Origin of the sequence: Methylobacterium sp. NPDC080182, assembly GCF_050281105.1 — a bacterium.
Taxonomy (GTDB): Bacteria; Pseudomonadota; Alphaproteobacteria; order Rhizobiales; family Beijerinckiaceae; genus Methylobacterium.
In genome coordinates, this window is sequence record NZ_JBNNWO010000016.1 from 131,740 (window position 1) to 155,436 (window position 23,697).

Annotated in this window: 24 protein-coding genes and 1 pseudogene; 5 read left to right on the forward strand and 20 right to left on the reverse strand. The window is 70.8% G+C overall.

What is annotated here, in order from left to right:
* Positions 1 to 53: 53 nt before the first annotated feature.
* The gene (locus ACQKQD_RS25700) at positions 54 to 935 is read right to left on the reverse strand and encodes an alpha/beta fold hydrolase (RefSeq protein ID WP_427509928.1); all 882 of its coding nucleotides are present in this window, start codon (positions 933 to 935) and stop codon (positions 54 to 56) included.
* Between the two features lie 126 nt (positions 936 to 1,061).
* Here ACQKQD_RS25700 and ACQKQD_RS25705 point away from each other — a divergent pair, with 126 nt between their 5' ends.
* Entirely contained in the window at positions 1,062 to 1,454 is a 393-nt protein-coding gene (locus ACQKQD_RS25705) for a YidB family protein (protein ID WP_427509929.1), read from the forward strand.
* Between the two features lie 9 nt (positions 1,455 to 1,463).
* On the opposite strand, the gene ACQKQD_RS25710 is transcribed toward ACQKQD_RS25705, so the two are convergent.
* Positions 1,464 to 1,721 (reverse strand): hypothetical protein, encoded by a 258-nt coding sequence (locus ACQKQD_RS25710; RefSeq protein ID WP_427509930.1) that lies wholly within the window; start codon positions 1,719 to 1,721, stop codon positions 1,464 to 1,466.
* A 151-nt stretch (positions 1,722 to 1,872) separates the two neighbouring features.
* Here ACQKQD_RS25710 and ACQKQD_RS25715 point away from each other — a divergent pair.
* Positions 1,873 to 2,226: pseudogene (locus ACQKQD_RS25715) on the forward strand (YidB family protein); the annotation flags it as partial.
* Positions 2,227 to 2,366: 140 nt separating this feature from the next.
* On the opposite strand, the gene ACQKQD_RS25720 reads toward ACQKQD_RS25715, so the two are convergent.
* Positions 2,367 to 3,860: a peptidoglycan DD-metalloendopeptidase family protein gene (locus tag ACQKQD_RS25720; RefSeq protein ID WP_427509931.1), complete on the reverse strand. Its 1,494-nt coding sequence runs from the start codon at positions 3,858 to 3,860 to the stop codon at positions 2,367 to 2,369.
* Between the two features lie 191 nt (positions 3,861 to 4,051).
* On the opposite strand from ACQKQD_RS25720, the gene ACQKQD_RS25725 reads away from it, so the two are divergent.
* Complete coding sequence (locus tag ACQKQD_RS25725; protein WP_427509932.1) at positions 4,052 to 4,654, forward strand: GNAT family N-acetyltransferase; 603 nt, start codon at positions 4,052 to 4,054, stop codon at positions 4,652 to 4,654.
* Between the two features lie 51 nt (positions 4,655 to 4,705).
* Here the strand turns inward: ACQKQD_RS25725 and ACQKQD_RS25730 are convergent, their stop codons facing one another.
* The 5 genes from ACQKQD_RS25730 to ACQKQD_RS25750 all read right to left on the reverse strand — a co-directional run bounded on the left by ACQKQD_RS25730 (position 4,706) and on the right by ACQKQD_RS25750 (position 9,459).
* Positions 4,706 to 5,983 carry a porin gene (locus ACQKQD_RS25730; RefSeq protein ID WP_020094215.1) on the reverse strand — a complete coding sequence of 426 codons (1,278 nt, stop codon included), beginning with the start codon at positions 5,981 to 5,983 and terminating at the stop codon, positions 4,706 to 4,708.
* Between the two features lie 223 nt (positions 5,984 to 6,206).
* Positions 6,207 to 7,055 (reverse strand): 23S rRNA (adenine(2030)-N(6))-methyltransferase RlmJ, encoded by an 849-nt coding sequence (locus ACQKQD_RS25735; RefSeq protein ID WP_427509933.1) that lies wholly within the window; start codon positions 7,053 to 7,055, stop codon positions 6,207 to 6,209.
* A 66-nt stretch (positions 7,056 to 7,121) separates the two neighbouring features.
* Positions 7,122 to 7,796, reverse strand: coding sequence for a ribonuclease T2 family protein (locus ACQKQD_RS25740; RefSeq protein WP_100252435.1), 675 nt, complete (start codon positions 7,794 to 7,796; stop codon positions 7,122 to 7,124).
* A 2-nt stretch (positions 7,797 to 7,798) separates the two neighbouring features.
* A complete protein-coding gene (locus tag ACQKQD_RS25745) occupies positions 7,799 to 8,260 on the reverse strand; it encodes a hypothetical protein (RefSeq protein WP_020094218.1) in 462 nt (153 codons plus the stop codon).
* 203 nt (positions 8,261 to 8,463) lie between these two features.
* Positions 8,464 to 9,459, reverse strand: coding sequence for an extensin family protein (locus tag ACQKQD_RS25750; protein WP_427509934.1), 996 nt, complete (start codon positions 9,457 to 9,459; stop codon positions 8,464 to 8,466).
* Between the two features lie 111 nt (positions 9,460 to 9,570).
* On the opposite strand from ACQKQD_RS25750, the gene ACQKQD_RS25755 reads away from it, so the two are divergent.
* Positions 9,571 to 10,803 carry an amidase gene (locus ACQKQD_RS25755; RefSeq protein WP_091979102.1) on the forward strand — a complete coding sequence of 411 codons (1,233 nt, stop codon included), beginning with the start codon at positions 9,571 to 9,573 and terminating at the stop codon, positions 10,801 to 10,803.
* Between the two features lie 42 nt (positions 10,804 to 10,845).
* Here ACQKQD_RS25755 and ACQKQD_RS25760 read toward each other — a convergent pair whose 3' ends face one another.
* Both ACQKQD_RS25760 and ACQKQD_RS25765 read right to left on the reverse strand, forming a co-directional pair.
* Entirely contained in the window at positions 10,846 to 11,991 is a 1,146-nt protein-coding gene (locus ACQKQD_RS25760; protein WP_020094221.1) for an AI-2E family transporter, read from the reverse strand.
* 336 nt (positions 11,992 to 12,327) lie between these two features.
* Entirely contained in the window at positions 12,328 to 12,795 is a 468-nt protein-coding gene (locus tag ACQKQD_RS25765; RefSeq protein ID WP_331298884.1) for a molybdenum cofactor biosynthesis protein MoaE, read from the reverse strand.
* 167 nt (positions 12,796 to 12,962) lie between these two features.
* On the opposite strand from ACQKQD_RS25765, the gene ACQKQD_RS25770 reads away from it, so the two are divergent.
* Complete coding sequence (locus ACQKQD_RS25770; RefSeq protein WP_020094224.1) at positions 12,963 to 13,982, forward strand: DapH/DapD/GlmU-related protein; 1,020 nt, start codon at positions 12,963 to 12,965, stop codon at positions 13,980 to 13,982.
* Positions 13,983 to 13,992: 10 nt separating this feature from the next.
* Here ACQKQD_RS25770 and ACQKQD_RS25775 read toward each other — a convergent pair whose 3' ends face one another.
* The 10 genes from ACQKQD_RS25775 to ACQKQD_RS25820 form a co-directional block, all read right to left on the reverse strand.
* Complete coding sequence (locus ACQKQD_RS25775) at positions 13,993 to 14,721, reverse strand: amino acid ABC transporter ATP-binding protein (protein ID WP_056534124.1); 729 nt, start codon at positions 14,719 to 14,721, stop codon at positions 13,993 to 13,995.
* 152 nt (positions 14,722 to 14,873) lie between these two features.
* Positions 14,874 to 15,566: an amino acid ABC transporter permease gene (locus ACQKQD_RS25780; protein WP_091681187.1), complete on the reverse strand. Its 693-nt coding sequence runs from the start codon at positions 15,564 to 15,566 to the stop codon at positions 14,874 to 14,876.
* Positions 15,567 to 15,622: 56 nt separating this feature from the next.
* Positions 15,623 to 16,345 (reverse strand): amino acid ABC transporter permease, encoded by a 723-nt coding sequence (locus ACQKQD_RS25785; RefSeq protein ID WP_059409257.1) that lies wholly within the window; start codon positions 16,343 to 16,345, stop codon positions 15,623 to 15,625.
* 89 nt (positions 16,346 to 16,434) lie between these two features.
* Complete coding sequence (locus ACQKQD_RS25790) at positions 16,435 to 17,358, reverse strand: amino acid ABC transporter substrate-binding protein (protein ID WP_427509935.1); 924 nt, start codon at positions 17,356 to 17,358, stop codon at positions 16,435 to 16,437.
* Positions 17,359 to 17,749: 391 nt separating this feature from the next.
* Complete coding sequence (locus ACQKQD_RS25795) at positions 17,750 to 18,871, reverse strand: branched-chain amino acid ABC transporter substrate-binding protein (protein ID WP_020094229.1); 1,122 nt, start codon at positions 18,869 to 18,871, stop codon at positions 17,750 to 17,752.
* Positions 18,872 to 18,920: 49 nt separating this feature from the next.
* Complete coding sequence (locus tag ACQKQD_RS25800) at positions 18,921 to 19,289, reverse strand: DUF6867 family protein (protein ID WP_427509952.1); 369 nt, start codon at positions 19,287 to 19,289, stop codon at positions 18,921 to 18,923.
* A gap of 172 nt (positions 19,290 to 19,461) precedes the next feature.
* The gene (locus ACQKQD_RS25805; RefSeq protein WP_020094231.1) at positions 19,462 to 20,259 is read right to left on the reverse strand and encodes an ABC transporter ATP-binding protein; all 798 of its coding nucleotides are present in this window, start codon (positions 20,257 to 20,259) and stop codon (positions 19,462 to 19,464) included.
* Positions 20,256 to 21,146: an ABC transporter ATP-binding protein gene (locus ACQKQD_RS25810; RefSeq protein WP_427509936.1), complete on the reverse strand. Its 891-nt coding sequence runs from the start codon at positions 21,144 to 21,146 to the stop codon at positions 20,256 to 20,258. Before ACQKQD_RS25810 ends, ACQKQD_RS25805 begins: the two co-directional genes overlap by 4 nt.
* The gene (gene livM, locus ACQKQD_RS25815; protein WP_427509937.1) at positions 21,146 to 22,540 is read right to left on the reverse strand and encodes a high-affinity branched-chain amino acid ABC transporter permease LivM; all 1,395 of its coding nucleotides are present in this window, start codon (positions 22,538 to 22,540) and stop codon (positions 21,146 to 21,148) included. Before livM ends, ACQKQD_RS25810 begins: the two co-directional genes overlap by 1 nt.
* Positions 22,540 to 23,457 carry a branched-chain amino acid ABC transporter permease gene (locus ACQKQD_RS25820; RefSeq protein WP_020094234.1) on the reverse strand — a complete coding sequence of 306 codons (918 nt, stop codon included), beginning with the start codon at positions 23,455 to 23,457 and terminating at the stop codon, positions 22,540 to 22,542. The genes livM and ACQKQD_RS25820 overlap by 1 nt, the downstream gene beginning before the upstream one ends.
* Positions 23,458 to 23,697: the final 240 nt, after the last annotated feature.

Consider the following 23,697-nt stretch of genomic DNA (forward strand, 5'->3'; position numbering starts at 1 on the left):
TAGCCAGGGGCTTCCCGAAAGCAACGCCGAACCGCCGGGCATCGGCGGCGCGCTCATAGCAGGGCGCGGATCGCCGCCGCGAAGGCGTCCGGCGCCTCCTGGGGAAAGTTGTGGCCGACCCCCGCGACGATCTCACGCCGGTACGGGCCGGTGAAATGGCGGGCGTCGGTATCCGTGGCGGTCGGCGGCCCGACGCCGTCATCGCCGCCGAGCAGGACGATCGACGGCACGGCGATCGCCGGCTGGGCCGCCAGCCGCGCCTCGATCGCCACCAGCGCCGGATCGCTCGGAACGAGGCCGAAGCGGTGGCGGTAGGAATGCACCACCACGTCGACGAAGTCGGGATTGTCGAAGGCGCGGGCGGTCCGCGCGAAAGTCTCCGCGTCGAAGGCCCAGGTCGGCGACCACAGCTGCCACAGCAGGCGGCAGAAGGCGTCCCGGTTCTCCGCGAGGCCGGCGCGGCCCCGCTCGCCGTGGAGATAGTACTGGTACCAGAGGCGGTGCTCGGTCTCCGGCGCGGCCGGCCGCCCGGCGGCCGGGATGTTCTGGATGTTGTAGCCGACGCCGCAGCTGACGAGGCCCCGGGCCCGGTCCGGCCAGAGCGCCGCCACCACGCAGGCGGCCCGGCCGCCCCAATCGTAGCCGGCGAGCACGGCGCTCCCGACGCCGAGGGCGTCGAGGAAGGCGAGCAGGTCGGCCCCGAGCGCCGCCTGCTCGCCGGAGCGCGGCGTGGCGGCATCCAGGAAGCGCGTCGGCCCGTAGCCGCGCAGGTACGGCACGAGACAGCGCACGCCGTCGGCGGCGAGCTGCGCGGCCGCGGCCGCGCAGGCGTGGACGTCGTAGGGGAAGCCGTGGAGCAGCACCGCCGTCGGCCCGCCGGCCGGACAGGACTCGAGATAGGCGACCTCCAGGACGCCGGCCCGCACGCGCTTCATCGATGGCTCCCGGGTTCGAGATGCCGGGATCCTAGCCGGTTCGCCGCGCAATTGCCGCACGCGCTTGCCGTCGCCGGTTCGCGCCCGACTTCACCCTGCGACGAAGAAGCGCGACGGTGGAGAACCATGGGCCTGCTCGACGGTGCGAAGACCCTGATCGGCGATGTGGTTGCGGCGGCCGACCGGGCCCTCGAGGAGACCGGCAGCGGCAAGCTCGCCCTGTCGCTGGCGAAGTTCTATCCCGGCGGCCTCTCGGCCTTCCTCGACCGCCTGCGGGAGACCGGGCACGGGGAGGCGGTGGGGTCCTGGCTCGGCTCGGGCGCGCGGCAGTCGGTGCCGGAGAGCGCCATCGCGGCCTGCCTGCCGCAGGGCGTGACCGAGCGCCTCGCGTACGATCTCGGCGTTCCGGAGGCGCGGGTCCCCACGGTGCTGGCGGAGTTCCTGCCCGCGGCGATCGCCGACCAGAGCGAGAACGGCACGCTGAAGCCGCAGCCGAATTTCAGCACTCAGGTCCGCTGACCGCCCACCTCATGGGGCGGCGCACTTCATCTGCGGCGGCGCGGTCGCGCAGCTCAAGTGGCAGCTCTGCCTGGCGAAGCAGAACCACGACAGTTCGCCGCTCTTCAGGCAGGAGCCGCCACAATGGCGGTACGTGCCATAGAGCGGCCGAACGAAGACGGCATCCGCCAGAAAGCGCTCCTGCGCCGGACGCGTCGATTCCGCGTCCGGCAGGGCCGCGGAGACGGACGCGACCGCGAGCACGCATGACAGCGCCAGGGATCTCATGAGAGCCGACCGCGGACCGATGTCCCGGCCGGCATTCCGGACCAAAGGCCGATCGCTGTCGACTAAATTGCGGTTCACACCGGCGCGTCGCGGACCACCGGCCTCTCCCGCTTCGCGGAGATTGCTCTAGACTCCCGCCACTGACCATTCGACGGGGGTCCACATGAGTCTGCTCAACACTCTCGGCGGCTCGCTGGGGCAGATCGCGCTGAAGGCATTGCCGGGCGTGATCCAGCAGGTGCTGCCCGGCGGACTGAACGCGCTGCTCGATCAGCTCCGGCGCTCCGGCTACGAGAGCCAAGTCAATTCCTGGCTCGGCCGCGGCCCGAACGAGCCGATCACGGCCGAGGACCTGCGCAAGGTGCTCGACAACGAGCAGGTGCGCCAGATGGCGGAGAAGCTCGGCGTTCCGATGGACCAGCTGTTCCCGACCCTGGCGCAGGCTCTGCCCGAGACCGTCGACCGTCACAGCCCCGAGGGGACGCTGCAGGCGCCGAAGGCTTAGGACAGCCGGCGCGGGTCGCGAGCCGGGGCGGCCTGACGGCGGACGACGACGCGAAACGGCGGCCCCGCCCGGGACCGCCGCCGCGTCCTGCCGACTCGTTCGGTCCCGCGCGGGCCGGCCTCGGCCCCGCGCGGTCCGTCTCAGTTGCTGGCGAGCTGGGACATCGGATCCACGGGCGCGCCGCCCTTGCGGATCTCGAAGTGCAGCTGCGGCGAGGTCACGTTTCCGGAGGCGCCGGACTTCGCGATGGTCTGTCCGCGCTTGACCTTCTCGCCGGGCTTCACGTCGATCTCACCGTTATGGGCGTAGGCCGAGACGTAGCCGTTGGCGTGGCGCACGAGGACCAGCTTGCCGTAGCCCTTCACGTCGGAGCCGGCATAGGCGACCGTGCCCTCCTCGGCGGCCTTGACCGGAGTACCCTCCGGCACGGCGATGTTGATGCCCTCGTTGCCCGAGGTGCCGTAGCCGGAGATCACCCGGCCCTTGGCGGGCCAGCGGAAGTTCTCCGTCGCTTCGGCCACCGAGCCGGTGGCGGCGGGCTCGGGCTTGGCCGGCGCGGCAGCGACCGGGGCCGCCTTCGGCGCCTCCTTGGCGGCGACCTTCTCGACCTTCTCGGCGGCGGCGGCCTCCTTGGCGGCCTTCTGGGCAGCTTCCTTGGCGGCCTTCGCCTCGGCGAGCTTCTGGGCGGCCTCCGCCTTCGCGGCGGCCTTCGCCTCGGCCTTGGCCTCCTGAGCCTTCGCCTCGGCCTTCGCCTTGGCCTCGGCCTTCGGATCCGCCTTCTTCTCGTCGGCCTTCTTCTCGTCCGCCTTGGCGACCTGTCCCGGGCGCACGTGCTTCGGCTTCTCGCCCTCCTTCAGGGCGACGTCCTTGCGGGTCTTGGCGTCGGCGACCTTGCGGGCGGCGGCGTCGCGGGCGAGTGCCTCCTTGCGCTCCGCCTCCTTCTCGGCGGCGGCGGCCTTCTGCGCGGCCTCCTTGGCGGCCTTCGCCTCGGCCAGCTTCTGGGCGGCCTCCTTGGCGGCTTCCTTGGCCTCCTCGCGCTTGGTCGCGATCTTGTTCTCGACCTGCTTGGCGTCCTCGCGCTTCTCCTCGGCGGCCCGGGCCGGCCGGGCGGTCATCGGGGACGCGGCGGGGTTCAGCCCAGAGGCGTTGTAGACCGGGATCACGATCTGGCGGCCGGGCGTGATCTGGTTCGCGTTGCTCAGGCCGTTGGCGGCCAGGATCGCCGAAGCGGGCACGCCGAAGCGGGTCGACATCTGGTTTAGGCTGTCGTTGCGCGACACGGTGATCTGGGTGCCGCCCTCGGCGCTCCAGCCGACCTTGCCGGTCGATGCGACGCGGGTCGCGGGGGCGGCGACGTTGGTCTGGACCGGCGTCGCGGCGGCGGCCGGCCGCGCGGCGGCGGGCGCGCCCAGCGCCTCCGACTGGATGCGGCCGGTCCGGACCGGCGGGACGGATTTGAGGCTCCCGTCCGGCAGGCTGCCGGTCGCGGAGGGTTCCGAGTCGAACGGGTTCGAGAACGGGTTCGTCAGACGCGACGCGTCCGACGAACAGGCGGCAGCCGCACCGCCGATGATGCCGATGAGCGCGACGCGCGACAGCGTCCGCAACATCTGACCCGTACCGCGCACCCGCATCGACGCACCCGTTTGCCTGACGCAACCTGATGCGCCAATGAAGACGGATTCAGGTTAAGCAACCGTTCCCGTTCCGGCGGTCTGCGACCCTGGAGCGAAGGTAGGTGCAAGGTTTTCGCGCGGCCCCGAGGATGATTCCCGCTCGCGGGATCGTCCCTTTTCGTAACCGGCCGGCACCCCACATCGCATCCATGTTTACCATCCGCGGCGCGCGCGACACCCTGGCCGACCTGCCGGCGCTCGAGACGGCGCGCCTCGCGATCGCCGCCCTCCGGCCTGCCGACGCGCCGGCCGTCCGCGCGCTCACCGACGATCCAGCCATCACCGCGGCGGTGGATTTCCTGCCGACGCCGTTCACCCTGCAGGATGCCGAGGACCTGATTCGCAGCTGCGCGCGGGGCCGGGACTGCTTCCTCGGCGCCTGGACGCGGGACGGCACGCCCGATCCGGCCGGGCGCGCGCTCGTCGGCGTCTTCGGCACCCATCTGCGCGGCGCCGGCACGATCGAGATCGGGTACTGGGTCGGCGGCGCCGCCCGCGGGCGCGGCTACGCCTACGAGGCCGTCTCGGCGATCCTCGATCTCCTCGGGGGGCGCTTCCCGGCGCGCATCGTCGTGGCGGAGTGCCGCCCCGCCAACGTCGCCTCCTGGGGCCTGCTGGAGAAGCTCGGCTTCCGCGACACCGGCGAGGAGGGCCACCGGCCGGGCCGGCGCCTGCTCAGGCGGGCCTGCTCCCCCGGGGTCGAGCCGGACCGGGACCGATGGCGCGCGGCCACGAAAAAGCCCCCGGCCTGAGGCCGGGGGCTCGCTGACGGGCGGCGTCCTGAGCCGGACCGGGCGGTCCGATCAGAAGGTGATGCCGGTCTCGACCATGTAGCGGTCCTGCGAGGTGCGGTTGCCGGTGCGGCCGAAGCCGGTGCCGAGCGTGCCCTCCGCGAGGTTGCCGCGGGTGATCCCGCCGAGCTCGACGTGGGCGTACTCCACCCGGAAGAAGTAGCGGTCGAAGGTGAAGGTCGGCGTGACGGTCACCGAGAAGGCGTTGCTGCCGGCGCCGAAGCCCAGCAGGTTGGTGCCGCCCGACCCGCGGACGCCCGTCTGCTCGGTGTACTCGACGCGGCCGGCCAGGGCGAAGTTGTCGGTGAAGGAGTAGGCCGCCAGCAGCGCCCCGCCGTAGGTCGAGGCCGAGTTGGCGATCCCGACGCGCAGGTCACGCTCGACGTTGGTGAACTGGAAGTACGGCGAGATGATCCACGGGCCGTTCGCGTAGGTGTAGTTGATGTTGAAGATGCCGCTGTTCTGCTGGAGGTTCGGCGTCGCGAACTGGTAGCGCGGGCTGCGGTCGAGGGCGTTGGTCCGGCCGAGGTTCAGACCGCCGTTGACGCCGATCGTGTTGTAGTCGTCGAGCTTGTAGGCGACGTTGCCGGTGAACCACGAGATCTCGTTGGAGAAGAACCCGTCCGTGCCGGCGACCGACACCGAGAGCGGCCCGCTGCTGTAGTTGACCTGCACGCCCTGGTTGATGAAGTTCTCCTGCACGAACAGGAGGCCGCGGTTGATATTCAGGTTCTGGTAGGTGAACAGCAGCTCGGTGCCGATCATGGTGAACATCCGGCCGCCCTGGACCGACCATTCATCGTTGATCTGGATCTTGCCGTAGGCGACCGGGACCGGGCCGAACAGGAGGTCGGTCTGGGTGAAGGTGCTGAGGGTGGGGAAGCCGAGCTGCGGGATCGAGTAGCCGCCGGCCTGGATGTAGAACTGGAACGCGCCCTCGGGCTTCTGGATGATGCCCTGCACGTTCGAGAAGTCGAACCGGGCCGCGCGGTCGCGGTCGTTGGGCGCCGCCGGGGTCGAGAACGACGCGAACGGGTTCGACTGGGTGTAGCCGTAGCCGGTGATGGCGCCGCCCACGTAGAGGTCGCCGAGCGGTCCGGCCGAGAAGCAGCTCGGATTCGGGTTGGCCTTGATCACGCCGCCGTAGGCCGGGCCGAGGAGCGTGGCCTTGCAGGGCTCGGCGGGGGGCGCGACCGGAACCGGCGCCGGGGCCGACAGGTCGGCCGCGAGGATGCTGGTCGAGGACAGCAGCACGGTGGCCAAGCCGGCCAGGGTGGATCGCTTCAGCATGGTGTCGCAGCTCGTTCGGGTTCGTCTACGGCCAAGCTGACATCGCGGGGCGATTGACACAAAATCAAACATAGAGCAGTTGCATATTTTTTGGGCAGTTCCGTATCGCTGATCACGTTCGATGCGGAAATGTGACTTTGCCGCCACAATTGTATCGGAACCCCGGCCTTTTCCTTCCGCGCAGGCCCGGAGGTCTTCCGCGCGGCGCCCCAATTCTACCGAGTCAGGCGGCCGGGCCGATCGGATCGCAGCGAAACCCTCCGAAGTCCTGCCGGGCCAGACGTTCTGCGAGCGCCGGCAGGAACAGCATCGCCTCATCGGCGAGGCGCCAGGGCGGGTTGACGACGATCAGGCCGCTTCCGGTCAGCCGCATCGGGTCGTCCGGCCGGTCGATCAGCAGGTCGAGGCGCAGGGCGGGGCGGGGCAGGGCGGCCCCGAGATCGCGGACCATCCGGTCGAGGGCCGCGACGTCCTTGATCGGGTACCAAGCCAGGAACAGGCCGGTCGGCCATTTCGCCACCGCGCGGGCGAGATGGGCGCCGAGGCGCTCGATCTCGCCGGGCACCTCGTAGGGCGGGTCGATCAGCACGAGGCCGCGCCGCTCCGGCGGCGGGATCTGCGCGTTGATCGCGGTCCAGCCGTCGAGGTTCATCACCTTGGTGCGGGGATCGCGGGCGTAGCGGTCCTGCAGGGTCGCGGCGTCCGCCGGGTGCAGCTCGACGAACACGCCCTTGTCGCCGGGGCGGAGCGCCTCGCGGATCACGGCCGGCGAGCCCGGATAGGCGGTGGTGCCGTGTCGAGCGCGCACCGCCGCCACCGCGGCCCGGTAGGGCTCCAGCAGCGCTTCCACCTCCGGCGCGAAGGGCGCCGCCATCCGGCCCCAGCCGTCCCGCCACTCTCCGGTCCGGGCCGCCTCGTCGGCCTCGAGATCGTAGACGCCGAGGCCCGCGAAGGCGTCCAGCGCCCGGAACGGCTTGTCCTTGAGGCGCAGGTGGTCGAGCACCCGCGCCAGGACGAGGTGCTTGAGGACGTCGGCGTGGTTGCCGGCGTGGAAGGCGTGCCGATAGTTCATGGCAGCGCGCTGAAGCCGATCCCGGGCGCCGGGTCCAGGGGCCGGCGTGCGAAAGGCGGAAAAAACTCAGCGCGCGGCGTCGAGGCTCACCTCGGGCGCCCGGCAATTGCCGCGGGCGACCTCGGGGCAGGGGGTGAAGCCGCGCAGGTCCTTGCCGAAGCAGATCCGGACCTCCTGCAGCTGCCCGCGGGTGCAGGTGACCGCCATCATGTCGGGGCGCAGGCCGCGATTGGCCGCCACGAACTGCCGGGCGATCTCGATCGGCGCGAGGGTCTGCGGCGGGGAGCCGCCCTTGAGCCCGTCGGGGATCGTCACCGCGAGCCGCGCCGCGCGGGCGGCCGCGAAATAGGCGGCGGGATCGAGGCCCGAGCAGGTGCCGTGCTTGCGCCACTCGTACCGCGCGAGGCCCTCGCTCGGGTAGACCTGCCCGGCGACCTCCATGGCCTGCCGGGTCGGCGCGCGGTTCACCGCCGAGCAGTTCTGCGGATAGCCGCTCGCGTATTGCGGCCACAGGCCGTGGACGACGAAGCCCAGGCCGCGCCCGGGGGCGCACTGGACGTCGTCCCGGCGGGCGCCCGGCCCCGCGCAGTAGGTCGGCGACCACGACAGGGCGAGGACGTAGAAGTCGAAGTCGCCGGGCGCGCCGCGCCGGGCGAAGCCGCCGTAATCCTGGGCGGCGGCCGGGGCGGCGGCCGACCCGGCGAGGAGCAGGCCCACGAGGCCGGCGGCGCGCCCGCGCATGGTCAGGGACGCGCCATCCGGCAGGCGGTGGCGTAGGCGTAGGAGAGGTCCCGGTCGAGACCGTGGATGCAGAACTCGACGCCCCAGGTCGCGCCGATGATCCCGAGGCTCTCGCGCACCGAGTAGTCGACCTTGCGGCGGACCCCGTCGGAGGTGGTCACGGTCGCGGTGCAGAACCGGCGCGGATAGGTGTCGAGGCCCCAGGGCCGCCACGCGGTGCGCTCGATCGTGTCGAAGGACAGGATCGTCATCGACGAGTTCCAGAACTTCGCCTCCTTCTCGGCGAAGTTGGTCGAGACCCGCTCCAGCACCGACGGGTCCTGGCAGCCCGGGATCTGCGCGTCGAACGGGAAGATCCGCTCCTCGGCGGGCTCGATGTCCTCCCGGGCCGACCGGGCGAGCGCCGGCTGGGCCAGGGCGAGAAGGGCCAGCCCGAGGGCGAAGCCGTGAAGAACCGGGCGCATGGCGCGTGCCTCGACGGATGTGCGATCCTGCATCCGCGAACGATGGCTTCGCCGCGCCGCCAGTCAAGCTCCGGCAGTCCCGCGCCGGCGCTTTGCCGGCCTGTGCGGCGCGGCCGCTACAGTCACCGGTCGGGGCGCGGCGCGGGATCGGCGCCCGGCCGGATCCGGCGCCCGGCGCGAGCCCCGCGGGTCGCGCCCGCCTCTCAGTAGATCGGCTCTGCGCTCGGCGGCGCGCCGAGCTGCAGCGGCTCGTCGTACTCCTGCGCGGGCTCGTCGTGGGCGGCGGCGACCCGCGGTGCCGGCCGCACGGGCGCCGTCGCGGTGTAGGCCGAGGCCGCGGCCGGACGGTCGAGGGGCCGGGCGGCCGCACGGGCGACCTGGGTCGCGCTCCCGGCCTTCGACATCGGCGACACGCCGTAGGGATCGTCCTCCTCGACGTCCACCGGCGCCTGAGGGCCGGCGGGCTGGCGCTGCGGCGGGATCGGACGGCTCAGCGGCCGCTCGGCCCCGGTGCCGAGCTGCGGCGTGAACTTGATCAGCGGCTTGCAGATCCGGCGCAGACCGCGCGGGTCGTGCCGTGCGAGATCGACGTGGATGTGATCGTAGTGGAACACGTTCGAGCCGGGCGCCAGCACGGTGGTGAAGCGCTGGCAGGCGCCCAGGAAGATCTCGCGCAGGAAGCCCTGCTCGGCCTCCGTGCCGCGCCAGCCGCCCTTGACGGTGATCACGTGGCCGTCGGCGAGCTTGATCGACATGACGTCGATCGCGTTCCCGAAACCGTGCTCGGAGAGCTTGGCGCCGGGCTGGTTGTTGCGGCCGCGGCAGGAATAGGAGCCGGCGTTGATCTCGGCCACCGGCACGCCGAAGTAGAGGTTGGCGGCCGGCTGGATCGTGTCGGCGAGCCACGCCTCGGCCTCGGCCAGCGCCGGGCAGCCCAGCGTCATCCGCTGCTTCAGCAGGACGGAGCCGCCGCCGAGCCGCGTCACCCGGAAGGGCTGCTGCATGCCGCACGGCCCCGGGCCATCCATCGCCGCGATGGGCGTGATGTACTCCGAGGGCTCGACGAGCTTCTTGGCCAGGCAGACCTGCTCCGCCTGATCGCGCCACGGTTCACGTCGCTCGAAATGATTGATCGAGCACGCGGTGAGGCCCGCACCGAACAGCGCAAGGGCCGAGAACAGGGATACGCCACGCCACATGACCCGGACGATGCGCACGGTCGCGTAAAGCGTTCGTCAACGGCGTTTCGGGAATGCCGTCGGCTGTGGCGTCTCGGTTGACAGCGCCACGGACCGCGGACTGAATGCATTATGCTCTCGCTTCTCGACCTCCGCGCCCGCATCGAAGCCGGCACCCTGACGCCCGCGGGCGCGATCGACCTGTGCCGCGCCGCGATCGCCGCGCGGGAGCCGGACCTCCGCGCGCTGGTCACCCTCGACGCGGCGCCCGCGATCCCCGAGGCCGGGCCGCTCGCCGGCATCGCGGTCGGCGTGAAGGACATCATCGACAGCGCGGGCCTGCCGACCCAGATGGGCTCGCCGATCTACGCGGGCTGGAAGCCCCGGGGCGACGCCGCGGTCGTGAGCCGGCTGAAGCAGCTCGGCGCCGTCGCCCTCGCCAAGACCACCACCACGGCCTTCGCCAGCAGCGATCCGACCGAGACGGTCAACCCGCACGATCCCGGCCACACGCCGGGGGGCTCCTCGGCGGGCTCGGCCGCCGCCGTCGGCGCCGGGATGCTGCCGCTGGCCCTGGGCACGCAGACGGCGGGCTCGGTGATCCGGCCCGCGAGCTTCTGCGGCTGCGCGGCGGTGAAGCCGTCGTTCCGGCTGATCCCCACGGTCGGCGTGAAGACCTACTCGTGGGCCCTCGACACGGTCGGGCTGTTCGCCGCCGGGGTCGCGGACGTCGCCCACGCCCTCGCGCTCGTCACCGGGCGGCTGGAGATCGAGCGGGCGGAGGGGGGCTCGGCGCCGCGCATCGCCGTGGTGCGGCAGGATTTCGCCGGCACCCCCGAGCCGGAGGCCGAGGCGGCGCTCACCCGCGCCCGGCAGGCGGCCGAGCGGTCCGGGGCGCGGGTGAGCGACCTCGCCCTGCCGACCGAGCTGGCGCAGGCCTGGGAACGCCACCGCCTCATCCAGAACTACGAGGGTCGGCTGGCGCTGGCCTGGGAGTACGACACGCAGGCCGACGCGCTGCCGCCGCGCACCCGCGCCCATCTCGATGACGGGGCGACGATCAGCCCGGCCCAGTACGATGACGGGCGCCGCCACGGCCATCACGCCCGCCGGGTGCTGAAGGGCCTCTTCGCCGATTACGACGCGATCCTGACCTTCTCGGCGCCGGGTCCGGCGCCCGCGACCCTGGCCTCGACGGGCGACCCGCGCTTCAACCAGCTGTGGACGCTGATGGGCGTGCCCTGCGTGAACGTGCCGGTGCCCGGCCACCGCCTGCCGGTGGGCGTCCAGGTGATCGGCCGTTTCGGCGACGACGGCCGGGCCCTGGCGGTCGCCCGGATGATCGAGGCCGCGCTGCGCGGCTGACCGGCCGCCCGCGCCCGTCGACGGCGCGGGCGCCCGGGGCGCTCAGCTGCTCGGCTGCTCGTGGAGCGTGTCCTCCACGTAGAGCTGCTCCAGCAGGACCTTGATCACCGCCATCAGCGGCAGGGCGAGGGCGATGCCCCAGAGCCCGAAGATCACGCCCAGGATCAGCTGGCCGGCGAAGATCGTGGCCGGCGGGATGTCGAGCGCCCGCTTCTGGATGAACGGCGTCAGGCCGTAGCTCTCCAGGCACTGGACCGCGAGATAGACGCCGATCGCGCCGATCACCGCCTTCGTGCCCGAGGCCAGGGCGGCCAGGACGATGACGAGGCCCGCCACCAGCGGCCCGACCGTGGGCACGAAGGCGAGCAGGCCCGCCTGCAGGCCGAGGATCAGCGCGCCGCCGATACCCAGGAAGGCGAGGCCGGCCCAGGTGCACAGGAAGATCACCGCCATGATGATCAGCTGGCCGAACAGCCAGTGGCGGAGGGTCTCGCCGGCCCCGTCGAGGACCTGGCTGGCCCGCCAGCGCTTCGCCGGCGGCACGAACCGGACGACCCCGTCCCGGTAGGCCTTCGGGTCGGCCGCGAAGGCGAGCCCCAGGAAGGCGATCACCAGCACGTTGCCGAGGGCGTCGAACAGGCCCAGGATCACCGCCGCGGCCGGCCCCAGGACGCTGCCGGCATCCGACACCATCGAGCTGCCGCCCTTCAGCAGGCCGTTGGCGAGGCCGCCGAGCCCCCCCTCTCTCTGGCCCGCATCCGTCGAGCCGTCCTTGCCACCGCCCTGCGGCGCGAGGCTCGGCACGTCGATGCCCCGCTCCGACAGCCAGCCCGTGACGGTTCCGGCCTGATCCTTGATCGTCGTCCCGAGGTCGCGGCCCTGCTGGACGATGGTGGCGCCGCCGTAGCTCCCGAAGCCGATCACCGCGGCGGCGACCGCGAGGCTGGCGATGGACAGCCGCAATCCTCGCCGGAGGGGCAGGACGCGGCCGAGCCCACGGGTCAGGCCGTCGAGGAACACGCCGAGGAGCACCCCGGCGAAGATCAAGAGGAGCGTGCCGGCCGACATCCAGGCCAGGGCCAGCGCCACCACGAAGCACACCACAGCGATCCCCGAGGCCGCCAGCGGTGCGGCCCCGCGCCAGGGCCCGACGGGGCCGTCCAGTTCCTGAAGGCTGCTGTCCGACATCGTCGCTCCTAAACCGCGGGCTCACGAACGCCGCGGGCTCTCAAGGGTCAAGTCCGGCGGCCGGCTTCTGTGCAATCCGGAGTGGGGATGCGCGTCCGCGCGTCGTCCGCGCAAGTCGCCGGTCCGCAGGCTCGGCCGCCGGGAGCCGCACCGTCGGCACGGACGGCGACCGACAGGGTCCGCCCCTCGGCCCGGGCCGGCCCGTCGACACCGGCCATCGGCCCGGCGGCGTGGTCCGTCCCGGACTCGCGCGTCGGCGCCGCGGGCGCGGCCCCGATCATCGCGCCGATCGTCGAGCGCCCTGGGGCAGCCTGAGCGCGCCCCTGGGCACGGCCATCAGGCCCAGCGGCCGGCCGCGGCCTCGTCGTGGGCCGCCGCCTCGACCCAGCCGCCGGTCGTGCCGTCGGCGAGATGCTCCCGCTTCCAGAACGGGGCGCGGGTCTTGAGGTAGTCCATCAGGAAGTCCGCGGCCTCGAACGCCGCGACCCGGTGGCTGGCGGCGGTGACTACCAGCACGATGCCGTCGCCCGGACGGACCAGGCCGTGCCGGTGGATCACCCGCAGAGCCTGGAGCGGCCAGCGCGCCATCGCCTCGTCGGCGACGCGCCGGATCTCGGCCTCGGCCATGCCGGGGTAGTGCTCCAGCTCGAGGGCGGTCAGCCGCCCGCCCTCGTCGCGGCACAGGCCGGTGAAGGTCACGACGGCACCGGCTCGACCGCCCAGCGCGGCGCTCAGGCCGGCGATCTCGGCCGCGGTGTCGAAGGGCTCGGCCTGGATGCCGACGCACGGGACGGGGGCGCTCATGGCCCGATCCATAGGAGTCCCCGGCTTCGCGGACCAGCCCCGTCCCTGTCACACCCGGTCCCGCCTCTATATGACACGGTCCGTCGCGCCCTGCCGGCCCGGCGCGCGGCCCGCCATCGTCCGGATGTCCCCGCGCGCTCCGGACGGCGCTGGAGAAGGATACCCGCGTGACCCCCGACCTGATCCTGCCCTACGACGGCGAGCAGCCGGACTTCGCCAGTCGCCCCGTCTGGTGCGGCCGCGGCAGCACGGTGATCGGCGCCGCCCGGATCGGCGCGCAGGCCTGGATCGGCGACGAGGCGGTGATTCGCGCGGACGGCCAGACCGTCACCCTCGGCGACCGCTTCTGGCTCGGCCACCGCTCGACGGTGCACATCGCCACCGCGACGCACGGCACCCGGTGCGGCGACCGGGTCACGGTCGGGCGCAACAGCGTGGTCCACGCCTGCACGCTCGGCTCCGACGTCGTCGTCGAGGACGACGTGGTGATCCTCGACGGCGCCGAGGTCGGCGACGGCGCGGTCCTCGAGGCCGGCGCGACGGTCTTCCCCCGGGCGACGCTGCCCGGCGGCTTCGCCTACGCGGGCAGCCCGGCCCGCCCCAGCCGCGCGATCGGATCGGACGAGGTCGCCGAGCGGGCCGAGCGGTTGCGCGAGCGGATGGGCGACGGGCCCGCGCTCCCGGCCGGGGAGGCGCTGGAGGTCGAGGACAGCGTCTTCGTGGCGCGCACCGCCCGCCTGCGCGGGCGGGTGAGCCTCGGCGCCGGCGCGAGCGTGCTGTTCTGCTGCGACCTCAACGCGGAAGTCGGACCGATCGTGGTCGGCGCGGACACCAACATCCAGGACAACACGGTGATCCGCACCCGGGCGGACGGGGTGGTGATCGGGCGGGACACGACCATCGCCCACAATGTCCGGATCGCCGATTGCCGGATCGGGGCGCGGGCGCTGATCGGCATCGGCGCGACGATCGCGGCCGGCACCCTCATCGCCGACGACGTCATGCTGGCGGCCGGGGCCACCACCGATCCCGGGCAGATCCTGGAGGCCGGCTACCTCTGGGGCGGCCGCCCCGCCCGCATCCTGGGGCCCCTCGACGCCGAGAAGCGGGCCATGATGATCCGCATCGTCGAGGGCTACTGCCGGCACGGCCGGGAATACCGGGCCGCGCAGGAGGCGCTGGCCTGACGGCCCGCCGTCAGTGCTGCAGGATCTTCGACAGGAAGGTCTGCGCGCGCTCGGAGCGGGGGCTGCCGAAGAACTCGTCCTTCCGGGCGTCCTCGACGATCTCGCCGCGATCCATGAAGATCACCCGGTCGGCGACCTTGCGGGCGAAGCCCATCTCGTGAGTCACGACCATCATGGTCATGCCCTCCTTGGCGAGCTCCACCATCACGTCGAGCACCTCGCCGACCATCTCGGGGTCCAGCGCCGAGGTCGGCTCGTCGAACAGCATCACCACCGGGTTCATGGCGAGGGCCCGGGCGATGGCCACGCGCTGCTGCTGACCGCCCGAGAGCTGCCCCGGGAACTTGTTCGCGTGGGCGCCCAGGCCGACGCGGGCGAGCAGGTCGAGGCCGCGCTTCTTCGCGTCCTCGCCGCTGCGGCCCAGCACCTTGCGCTGGGCGATGGTGAGGTTCTCGGTGATCGACAGGTGCGGGAACAGCTCGAAGTGCTGGAACACCATGCCGACCCGCGAGCGGAGCTTCGGCAGGTTGGTGGCCTTGTCGGCGACCTTCGTGCCGGCCACCGTGATCTGGCCCTTCTGGAAGGGCTCCAGGGCGTTGACGCACTTGATCAGGGTCGACTTGCCCGAGCCCGAGGGACCGCAGACGACCACGACCTCGCCCTTGGCGACCTGGGTGCTGCAGTTCGTCAGCACCTGGAAGTCGCCGTACCATTTGCTGATGTTGTCGATGGCGATCATCGTCTCGCCGGGGGCCACCGCCTGGGCGCCGGAGATCAGGCTGCCCGGCTGCAGGCCGGCATCCTTCGGCGCGTGGCTGGCATCGGCGACGGGTTCGGCGGCGGTGGGGGCCGGCATCGGGGACGAGGTCATGACACGGTCTCCAGTGTCGGTCAGCGGATGATGGCCACGCGGCGCTGCAGGCGGCGCACGAGGTACGAGGCCGAGAAGCAGATCGCAAAATAGACCACGGCGGCGAAGACATACATCTCGACGAGACGGCCGTCGCGCTGGGCGACCTTCGAGGCGGCGCCCATGAAGTCGGTGAGCGAGAGCACGTAGACCAGCGACGTGTCTTGGAACAGGATGATGGTCTGGGTCAGCAGCAGCGGCAGCATGTTGCGGAAGGCCTGGGGCAGGATCACGTTGCCCATGGTCTGCCAGTAGTTCATCCCGAGGGCCTGGGCGGCGGCCGTCTGACCCTTCGGGATCGACTGGATGCCGGCGCGCATGATCTCCGAGAAGTAGGCCGCCTCGAAGGCCATGAAGGTGATCAGGGCCGACGGGAAGGCGCCGACCTGGATCGGCGTCGAGGATCCGGTCAGGTAGGCGCCGATATACGGCACCAGGAAGTAGAACCAGAAGATCACCAGAACCAGCGGCAGCGAGCGGCAGAGCTCGACGTAGGCCTTGGCGACGTGCCACAGGCCGGGAATGCCCGACAGGCGCGCCATCGCCAGCAGCGTGCCGATGATGACGCCGCCCACGGCGGCCATGGCGGTGAGCGTCACGGTGAAGACCATGCCCTGACCGAACAGGTAGGGCAGGGACGAGACGATGACGGAGAAGTCGAAATTCGAGAGCATCGGGGCCTGTTACCGGTGGCCGTCGGGCGGGGTGGCGGAGCGGAAGCGGGCGGCCCTCAGCGCTGGCCGGGGATGGCGACCGCCTTCTCCAGGAAGGTCGCCGCCGTGACGACCACGAGGTTGATGATCACGTAGAGGATCGTCGCGGCCGTGAAGGCCTCGAACACCTGGAACGAGAATTCCTGCATCGAGCGGGCCCGGGCGGTCAGCTCCAGCAGACCTATGGTCAGCGCCACCGACGTGTTCTTGAGATTGTTGAGGAATTCCGAGGTCATCGGCGGCAGGATGATCCGGTAGGCGTTGGGCAGCAGCACGTAGCGGTAGGTCTGATAGGTGGTGAAGCCCATGGCGGTGCCGGCCATGCGCTGGCCCCGCGGCAGCGACTGGATGCCGGCGCGGACCTGCTCGGCCACGCGCGACGCGGTGAAGAAGCCGAGGCAGACCACCGCCGTGTAGAACGGCGCGTCCGGCAATTGCTTGATCGCGTCGCCGATCCGGGTCGGCACCACTTCGGGCAGCACGAAGTACCAGAGGAACATCTGGACCAGCAGCGGGACGTTGCGGAACAGCTCGACATAGGCCGTGCCGATCGCATTCGCGGGCTTCGACGGCAGGGTGCGCAGCACGCCGACCAGGGAGCCCAGGAAGAAGGCGATCACCCAGGAGCAGAGCGCGGTCGTGATCGTCCACATGAGCCCCGAGAGCAGCATGTCGAGATACGTGCCGTTGCCCTCCGGCGAGGCGTCGAAGAAGATCCGCCAGTTCCAGTTGTAGTTCATCGCGCCGCTTCTACTGTGAGCTTATAGAGACGCACCGCGGGCCGGAGCCCGCGGTGCGCATCTTGGCATGAAACCGGACCGAACGGATCTCAGTAGGCCGCCGGATCGGGGCTCGAGATCGGGGTCGTGAACTGCTTCTTCATCTCCGCGCTCATCGGCAGGTTGAGGTTGATGTTGCGCGGCGGGATCGGCTGGGTGAACCACTTGTCGTAGAGGGCCTTGCCCTCGGGGCTCGTGTAGAGCTTGGCGGTGGCGTCGTCCGCGACCTTCTTGAACTCGGTGTCGTCCTTGCGGAGCATGATGCCGTAGGGCTCGGGCTTCGACAGGGCCTCGGTGGAGATCTCGTAGGCGGAGGGGTCCTTCGACGAGGCGGCGAGCGAGGCGAGCAGCACGTCATCCATCACGAAGGCGGCGGCGCGGCCGGTCTCGACCATCAGGAACGCCTCGGCGTGGTCCTTGGCCGGCAGGATCGTCAGGCCGAGCTTGCGCTCCGTGTTGGCCTCGTTGATCTGCTTGATGTTCGTGGTGCCCGAGGTCGACACGACGGTCTTGCCCTTCAGGTCCTCGATCGTGTGCAGGTTGGCCGACTTCTTCGAGACGTAGCGGGTCGCGGTCAGGAAGTGCGAGTTGGTGAACCACACCTGCTTCTCGCGCTCGGCGTTGTTGGTGGTCGAGCCGCACTCGAGATCGATCGTGCCGTTCGCCATCAGCGGGATGCGGGTGGCGGAGGTGACCGGGTTGAGCTTCACCTCGAGGTTCGGGAGGTTGAGCTTGGCCTTCACGGCGTCGGCGATCTTGTAGCAGATGTCCATCGCGTAACCGATCGGCTTCTGATCGGCGCCGAGATACGAGAACGGCACGGAGGCGTCGCGGTAGCCGATGACGATGGCGTTGGCGTCCTTCACCTTCTTGAGGGTGCCGGTCAGCTCCTGCGCCCCGACGCTCATCGGAGCGAAGGCGAGGGTCAGGCCCAGCGCCGCGGCGGCGCCGCGGCGAGCGATATCAGACTGCATCGGTACGGAACTCCTGGATCGGGCCGAACGACATCGGCCGGCGGCGGGGTACGCGGGCCCGCCCGCTCGGGCGACGCCTTTGCAATGATGGTGCCGGGAGAAAGCGCGATGCGCCGCGCGAGCCTGCGGCTGAGTACGGACAAGTTGCGGCCAAGCCTCTGCGCACGTCCGCAGATGCGGTCCCTGCCGTCCTCATGGCCTCCTCCCAAGCGCTGAGCCGGCCTCACGCTCGCGCCGGCGGCATCATGCACACTTCTTAGGCGTACGCACGCGGTGCGGAGGACGGATCCGCCCGGAAAGCTGACGAATCCACGGTATAGAAAACGACGACGCCGCCCCCCGCGGTATCGGGAGGCGGCGTCGGACTGAAAACCCGGCTCGTGGCCGCGGCTTACTTCGTCAGCTCATTGCCGCTGTAGTCGATCTTGCCGTCGGGTCCCTTCTTCCACTCGTACATGACGTAGTCGGGCCGGGTGATGTCGCCCTTCTTGTCGTAGGCGATCGGCCCGACCACCGTGTCCACCGGCTTGCCCTGGTGCAGCCATTCGGCGAGCTTCTTGCCATCGCTGGAGCCGGTCTCGGCCATCGCCTTCGCGAGGACCTGCACGGCCGCGTAGGAGTAGAGCGTGTAGCCCTCGGGATCGATGTTCTTGGCCTTGAAGGCGGCGAGCGCCGCCTTGGCGTTCGGGTTCTTTCGGGCGTCCGGCGGGAAGGTGGTCAGCGTGCCCTCGGCCGCGGGACCGGCGATCGCCACCAGCTCGCGGTCGACCATGCCGTCGCCGCCCATCATCGGCGCCTTCAGGCCCTGATCGCGCATCTGACGCAGGATCAGCCCGGCCTCGGTGTAGTAGCCACCGAAATAGACGACGTCGACGTTGGCGGACTTCAGCTTGGAGACGAGCGCCGAGTAGTCCTTCTCGCCCGGGTTGATGCCCTCGGACATGACCTCCTTGCCGCCCTTGGCCTTGAAGGCCTTCAGCGTCTCGTCGGCCAGCCCCTTGCCGTAGGGGGTCTTGTCGTGGACGAAGGCGACCTTCTTGCCCTTGAAGTGATCGGCCAGGTAGTTGCCGGCGACGGCACCCTGCTGGTCGTCGCGGCCGCAGGTGCGGAACGTGTTCCACATGCCGCGCTCGGTGAACTTCACGTTCGTGGAGGCCGGCGTGACCTGGATGATGCCGGCGTCCAGGTAGACGTCGGAGGCCGGGATCGACACGCCGGAATTGTAGTCGCCGACGACCATCTTCACGCCGTCGCTGGCGAACTTGTTGGCCACCGAGACGCCCTGCTTCGGGTCGGAGGCGTCGTCGCCGACCGTGACGGTCAGCGTCGTGCCCTTCAGCGTGCCGGCCTTGTTGAGGTCCTCAACCGCCTGGCTCGCGCCGTTCTTGAGCTGCGCGCCGATGGCGGCGCTGTTGCCGGTGATCGGCGCGGCGACGCCGAGCTTCACCTCGGCGGCCTGGGCGGCCGCCGCCATCGCGCCGAGGGCGAGCCCGGCCAGCAGAATCGATCTCATCGCGTACTTCCCCTAAGTGTCAGGACCGCACGTGCGGATCCGGCCGCACTCATCGGACCTCGCCGGCCGCGTGCGCCCGTGCGCGCCATGTCAGCGGTGAGGTCTTCTCGTAGAGCCAGCGGTACTGGCTCGTCATCTGGCGCGTCCGCGTGTAGCGGAAGCCCGCAGCGCCGATGATCATGACGATGACCGCGTCGACCGCATAGTAGTGCAGCGACAGCAGGGTGCCCGAAAACAGGGCGTAGTGAATGAAGCGCACGGCGGCTGCCACCAGAAGCAGCGCCAGGGCGCATTGCCAGAACGGCCGCCAGCCCCGGGCGATGCCGCGGGCGGCCATCCATCCAGCCCACCCGCCCATCACGACGGTCACCAGCAGGAACAGCCAGGCCGACGGCTCCTCGTACAGGATCCCCTGCAGCATGCTCATGTGATGTCCGGTCGATTGCTTCGGTTAACGCGCCCCTCGCCATCATCGCGAGCGCAGCGAGGTGACCCAGGGGAGCGCAGCCTCGAAAGGTGTGGCGCCGCCGTAGGTTGCTTCGCTCCGCTCGCAAAGACGGGGATGCCAATGGCATCAACCGAAAACGGCATCATGCCCCGACCGGGCCGGAATGGCCCCCCTCCAGGTAGGCGGCCTGGACGTTCGGATCGTCGAGCAGCGCCCGACCCGTCCCGCTCATCGTGACCCGCCCGTTGACCAGCACGTAGCCGCGATGGGCGAGCTTGAGGGCGTGGTAGGCGTTCTGCTCGACGAGGAAGATCGTCATGCCATCGGTCCGGTTGAGCTCCCGGATCGCGTCGAAGATGCCCTTCACCACGAGCGGCGCGAGGCCGAGCGACGGCTCGTCGAGCAGCAGCAGCCGCGGGCGGCTCATCAGCGCCCGGGCGATGGCCAGCATCTGCTGCTCGCCGCCCGACATGGTGCCGGCGCGCTGGTTGAGGCGCTCCTTCACCCGCGGGAACAGGGTGCAGACCTTCTCCAGATCCTCGGCGAAGAAGCGCCCGTCATGGAGCGCAGCGCCCATCTGGAGGTTCTCGTAGACGGTCATGCGCGGGAAGACCCGGCGCCCCTCCGGCGACTGGGCGATGCCGAGCCGGGCGATCGCGTGGGTCGGCAGCCGGGTGATGTCGCGGCCGTCGTAGGTGATCGTCCCCGAGCGCGCCTGGGGGCTGCCGAAGATCGTCATCATCAGGGTCGACTTGCCGGCGCCGTTGGCGCCGATCAGCGTGACGATCTCGCCCTCGGCCACGTCGAGGTCGACCCCGCGCAGGGCCGCGACGCTGCCGTAATAGGTCGAGACGTCGCGCACCGCGAGGAGCGGCGGCTTCCGTCCCGCCTGGATCGCCCGCGTCTCCTCGACGAGGACGTTGATGCCGGCGACGCTCATGCCGACGCTCCCGTGTGCGCCGCGTCCCCGTGCGGCACGGTGATCCCGACCTCGGCCTCCACGGCCTCGACCTCCTCGTCCTCGACGCCGAGATAGGCGGCGATCACCTTCGGGTCGGCCCGCACATCGGCGGGGGAGCCGTCGGCGATCTTCACGCCGTAATCGAGCACGACCACGTGGTCGGAGATCTCCATCACCACCGACATGTCGTGCTCGATCAGCAGCACCGAGGTGTCGTGCGCGTCGCGGATGTGGCGCAGGAGGCCGTTCAGCTCGGCCGATTCCCGCGGGTTGAGGCCGGCCGCCGGCTCGTCGAGGCAGAGCAGGACCGGGTCGGTGCACATCGCCCGGGCGATCTCCAGGCGCCGCTGCGCGCCGTAGGGCAGGGCGCCCGCCGGATCATCCGCCCGCTTCATCAGGTCGATGCGCTCGAGCCAGGCCTTGGCCCGCTCGATCGCCGCGGCCTGCGCGTCCCGGTAGGTCTTGAGGCCGAGCAGCCCGAGGATCGTGTAGCCCGAGGCCCGCATCAGCGGCGCGTGCTGGGCGACGAGCAGGTTCTCCAGGACGGTCATGCCCTGGAACAGGCGGATGTTCTGGAAGGTGCGGGCGACCCGCGCGGTGCGGTTCACCTTGTGGTTCGGAAGCCGCTCCAGCAGGTGCGCCGTGCCGTCGGCGTGCGCCAGCGTCAGCATGCCCTCGGTGGGCTTGTAGAAGCCGGTGATGCAGTTGAACACCGTGGTCTTGCCGGCCCCGTTCGGGCCGATCAGCGCCGTGATGTCGCCGCGGCGCGCCTCGAAGGACAGGTCGGAGACGGCGGTGAGCCCGCCGAACCGCATGGTCAGGTGCTCGACCGTGAGCACCGGCAGGGGGAGGGGGGACGTCGCCATCAGCCGTGCCCCTCGCTGACATGGGCGCCCGAGACCGCGCGCCGCTGGCCGAGCGACACGGACGGCATCCGCTCCGAGATCAGCCCGCGCGGCCGCCAGACCATCATGGCGACCATGGCGAGCCCGAACAGCAGCAGCCGGTACTCGCTGGGGTCGAAGCCCTCGCCGAACACGGCCTTCAGGAACCCGAGGTTGCGCAGCATCTCTGGCCCGCCGACCATCGCCACCGCGGCGATCGCGACGCCGACCTGGCTGCCCATGCCGCCGAGGACGACGATCGCCAGGATGATGGCGCTCTCCAGGAAGTTGAAGCTCTCCGGGCTGATGAAGCCCTGGCGCACGGCGAAGAACGAGCCGGCGAAGCCCCCGAAGGCCGCGCCCAGCGCGAAGGCCGTGAGCTTCGTGGCGGTGGTGTCGATGCCGAGCGAGCGGCAGGCGATCTCATCCTCGCGCAGGGCCTCCCAGGCCCGCCCGATCGGCAGGCGGCGCAGGCGCAGGGTGACGAAGTTGGTGATCAGGGCCAGCCCGAGGATCAGGTAGTACAGGAAGATCAGCCGGTGCATCGAATCGTACGGGATGCCGAAGGTGGCGGCGAACCCGCCCTCGCCCGCCGTGAACGGGATGCCGAAGAAGGTCGCCCGCGGGATCGACGAGATGCCGGCCCCGCCGCCGGTGACGTCGGTCCAGTTGATCAGGACCAGGCGGATGATCTCGCCGAAGGCCAGGGTGACGATGGCGAGGTAGTCGCCGCGCAGGCGCAGCACCGGGAAGCCGAGGATCATGCCCCACAGGCCGGCGAACAGGCCCGCCAGCGGCAGGCAGACCCAGAACGACAGGCCGAAGGTCGTCGACAGCAGCGCGTAGGAATAGGCCCCGACCGCGTAGAAGGCGACGTAGCCGAGGTCGAGCAGGCCCGCGAGGCCGACCACGATGTTCAGGCCCCAGCCGAGCATGACGTAGGTCAGGATCAGGATGCCGAGGTCGATCCAGTAGCGGGCCGAGGACAGGCCGCCGGTCGCCAGCGCGGAGATCATCGGCAGGGTCAGCGCGACGAAGATGAACAGCCAGAGACCGACCTTCGAGGTCTTCTGCCCGGCATCGGGCTCGCCGTGCAACGCCTCGGTGGCCTGGGCCGGGGAGGGGGTCAGCGCCCGCCGCGCGTCGCGGCGCAGCAGCACGAGGCGCTGGACGAGGCGCAGCACGAAGATCGCCGCGCAGAGCGCCGCCACCAGCCCCCAGCGCGGCACGAGCACCAGCTCGCTCCCGGGCCCGGGATCGGTCCGGTAGGCGATGAGCGGGACGCAGAGGCCGAAGGTGACGAGGGCGTAGAGGGCGGCGTCGCGCAGGATGCCGGCCATCGCGGAGCCGGGGAGAGCGTTCTGCGAGGCGGCCATCAGACTTTCTCGACCTCGGGCCGGCCCAGGATGCCCGACGGCATGAAGATCAGCACGATCGCCAGGATCGAGAAGGCGGCGACGTCCTTGTACTCGATGGAGAAATAGGCCGACCAGAAGGTCTCGATCAGGCCGATGATCAGGCCGCCGAGCACGGCGCCGGGCAGCGAGCCGATGCCGCCGAGCACCGCCGCCGTGAACGCCTTCACGCCGGGCACGAACCCGTCCGAGAAGGACACGACGCCGTAGTACATGAGGTAGAGGACGCCCGCGACGGCCGCGAGCGCGGCGCCGAGCACGAAGGTCAGCGAGATCGTGCGGTCCACGTCGATGCCGAGCAGCGCCGCCATCTTGCGGTCCTGCTCGCAGGCGCGCTGCGCCCGGCCGAAGGGCGTGCGCTGCACGAGGTACCAGAAGCCGGTGAGCAGCACGGCGGTCACCGCCATGATCAGCACCTGCTTCCAGGCCAGGAACACCGCGTAGCCGTCGCGCTCGAACAGCGTGATGCCGCCCGACAGCATCGGCGGGGTCGGCTTGTTGCGCGCGCCCTGCACGACCTGCACGAAGTTCGACAGGAAGATCGAGACGCCGATCGCCGAGATCAGCGGCGCGAGGCGGAACGAGCCGCGCAGCGGCCGGTAGGCCACCCGCTCGATCGCCCAGCCCCACAGGGCGGTCAGCACCATGGCGACCACCAACACCACCAGGAAGGCCAGCGCGATGGAGCTGACCCCGAGCCAGACCGTCAGCAGCAGGAAGGTGATGAGCGCGATGAAGCAGGAGACCATGAAGACGTCGCCGTGGGCGAAGTTCACCATGCCGATGATGCCGAACACCATCGTGTAGCCGATCGCGATCAGGCCGTAGATCGAGCCGAGCGTCAGCCCGTTGATGAGCTGCTGTACGAAGACGTCCATGAACTCTCGCGCGCAGGTTGCTTGGGCCGCCTACGGAGAGCGCAGGCAGCTTGGCGGGGCAAGTCTCGTACCGCAGCCGTAGCACACCGGCCACCGGTTTCATCGCCGCCCGAGCGTCGCGTGAAAACAGTCGACCACGCCAGTAACGCCCCCTGGCCGGGCTTGCGTGTGGCGCAGTTCCTGCGACACGTTAACGAATTGCAATGCTCGATCATCCCGGGCCCAGGCGAGGAGCAGTTC

Excerpts from the sequence above, each read along its gene's own strand:
- ACQKQD_RS25765 (WP_331298884.1), bottom strand. The coding sequence starts at position 12,795 with ATGAGCGCCCCCGTCCCGTGCGTCGGCATCCAGGCCGAGCCCTTCGAC.
- ACQKQD_RS25795 (WP_020094229.1), bottom strand. The coding sequence starts at position 18,871 with ATGAGATCGATTCTGCTGGCCGGGCTCGCCCTCGGCGCGATGGCGGCG.
- ACQKQD_RS25750 (WP_427509934.1), bottom strand. The coding sequence starts at position 9,459 with ATGTGGCGTGGCGTATCCCTGTTCTCGGCCCTTGCGCTGTTCGGTGCG.
- ACQKQD_RS25775 (WP_056534124.1), bottom strand. The coding sequence starts at position 14,721 with ATGATCGCCATCGACAACATCAGCAAATGGTACGGCGACTTCCAGGTG.
- ACQKQD_RS25785 (WP_059409257.1), bottom strand. The coding sequence starts at position 16,345 with ATGAACTACAACTGGAACTGGCGGATCTTCTTCGACGCCTCGCCGGAG.
- ACQKQD_RS25820 (WP_020094234.1), bottom strand. The coding sequence starts at position 23,457 with ATGGACGTCTTCGTACAGCAGCTCATCAACGGGCTGACGCTCGGCTCG.
- ACQKQD_RS25740 (WP_100252435.1), bottom strand. The coding sequence starts at position 7,796 with ATGCGCGGGCGCGCCGCCGGCCTCGTGGGCCTGCTCCTCGCCGGGTCG.
- ACQKQD_RS25720 (WP_427509931.1), bottom strand. The coding sequence starts at position 3,860 with ATGCGGGTGCGCGGTACGGGTCAGATGTTGCGGACGCTGTCGCGCGTC.
- livM (WP_427509937.1), bottom strand. The coding sequence starts at position 22,540 with ATGGCCGCCTCGCAGAACGCTCTCCCCGGCTCCGCGATGGCCGGCATC.
- ACQKQD_RS25700 (WP_427509928.1), bottom strand. The coding sequence starts at position 935 with ATGAAGCGCGTGCGGGCCGGCGTCCTGGAGGTCGCCTATCTCGAGTCC.
- ACQKQD_RS25705 (WP_427509929.1), top strand. The coding sequence starts at position 1,062 with ATGGGCCTGCTCGACGGTGCGAAGACCCTGATCGGCGATGTGGTTGCG.
- ACQKQD_RS25745 (WP_020094218.1), bottom strand. The coding sequence starts at position 8,260 with ATGCGCCCGGTTCTTCACGGCTTCGCCCTCGGGCTGGCCCTTCTCGCC.
- ACQKQD_RS25755 (WP_091979102.1), top strand. The coding sequence starts at position 9,571 with ATGCTCTCGCTTCTCGACCTCCGCGCCCGCATCGAAGCCGGCACCCTG.
- ACQKQD_RS25810 (WP_427509936.1), bottom strand. The coding sequence starts at position 21,146 with ATGGCGACGTCCCCCCTCCCCCTGCCGGTGCTCACGGTCGAGCACCTG.
- ACQKQD_RS25780 (WP_091681187.1), bottom strand. The coding sequence starts at position 15,566 with ATGCTCTCGAATTTCGACTTCTCCGTCATCGTCTCGTCCCTGCCCTAC.
- ACQKQD_RS25760 (WP_020094221.1), bottom strand. The coding sequence starts at position 11,991 with ATGTCGGACAGCAGCCTTCAGGAACTGGACGGCCCCGTCGGGCCCTGG.
- ACQKQD_RS25790 (WP_427509935.1), bottom strand. The coding sequence starts at position 17,358 with ATGCAGTCTGATATCGCTCGCCGCGGCGCCGCCGCGGCGCTGGGCCTG.
- ACQKQD_RS25735 (WP_427509933.1), bottom strand. The coding sequence starts at position 7,055 with ATGAACTATCGGCACGCCTTCCACGCCGGCAACCACGCCGACGTCCTC.
- ACQKQD_RS25725 (WP_427509932.1), top strand. The coding sequence starts at position 4,052 with ATGTTTACCATCCGCGGCGCGCGCGACACCCTGGCCGACCTGCCGGCG.
- ACQKQD_RS25730 (WP_020094215.1), bottom strand. The coding sequence starts at position 5,983 with ATGCTGAAGCGATCCACCCTGGCCGGCTTGGCCACCGTGCTGCTGTCC.
- ACQKQD_RS25805 (WP_020094231.1), bottom strand. The coding sequence starts at position 20,259 with ATGAGCGTCGCCGGCATCAACGTCCTCGTCGAGGAGACGCGGGCGATC.
- ACQKQD_RS25710 (WP_427509930.1), bottom strand. The coding sequence starts at position 1,721 with ATGAGATCCCTGGCGCTGTCATGCGTGCTCGCGGTCGCGTCCGTCTCC.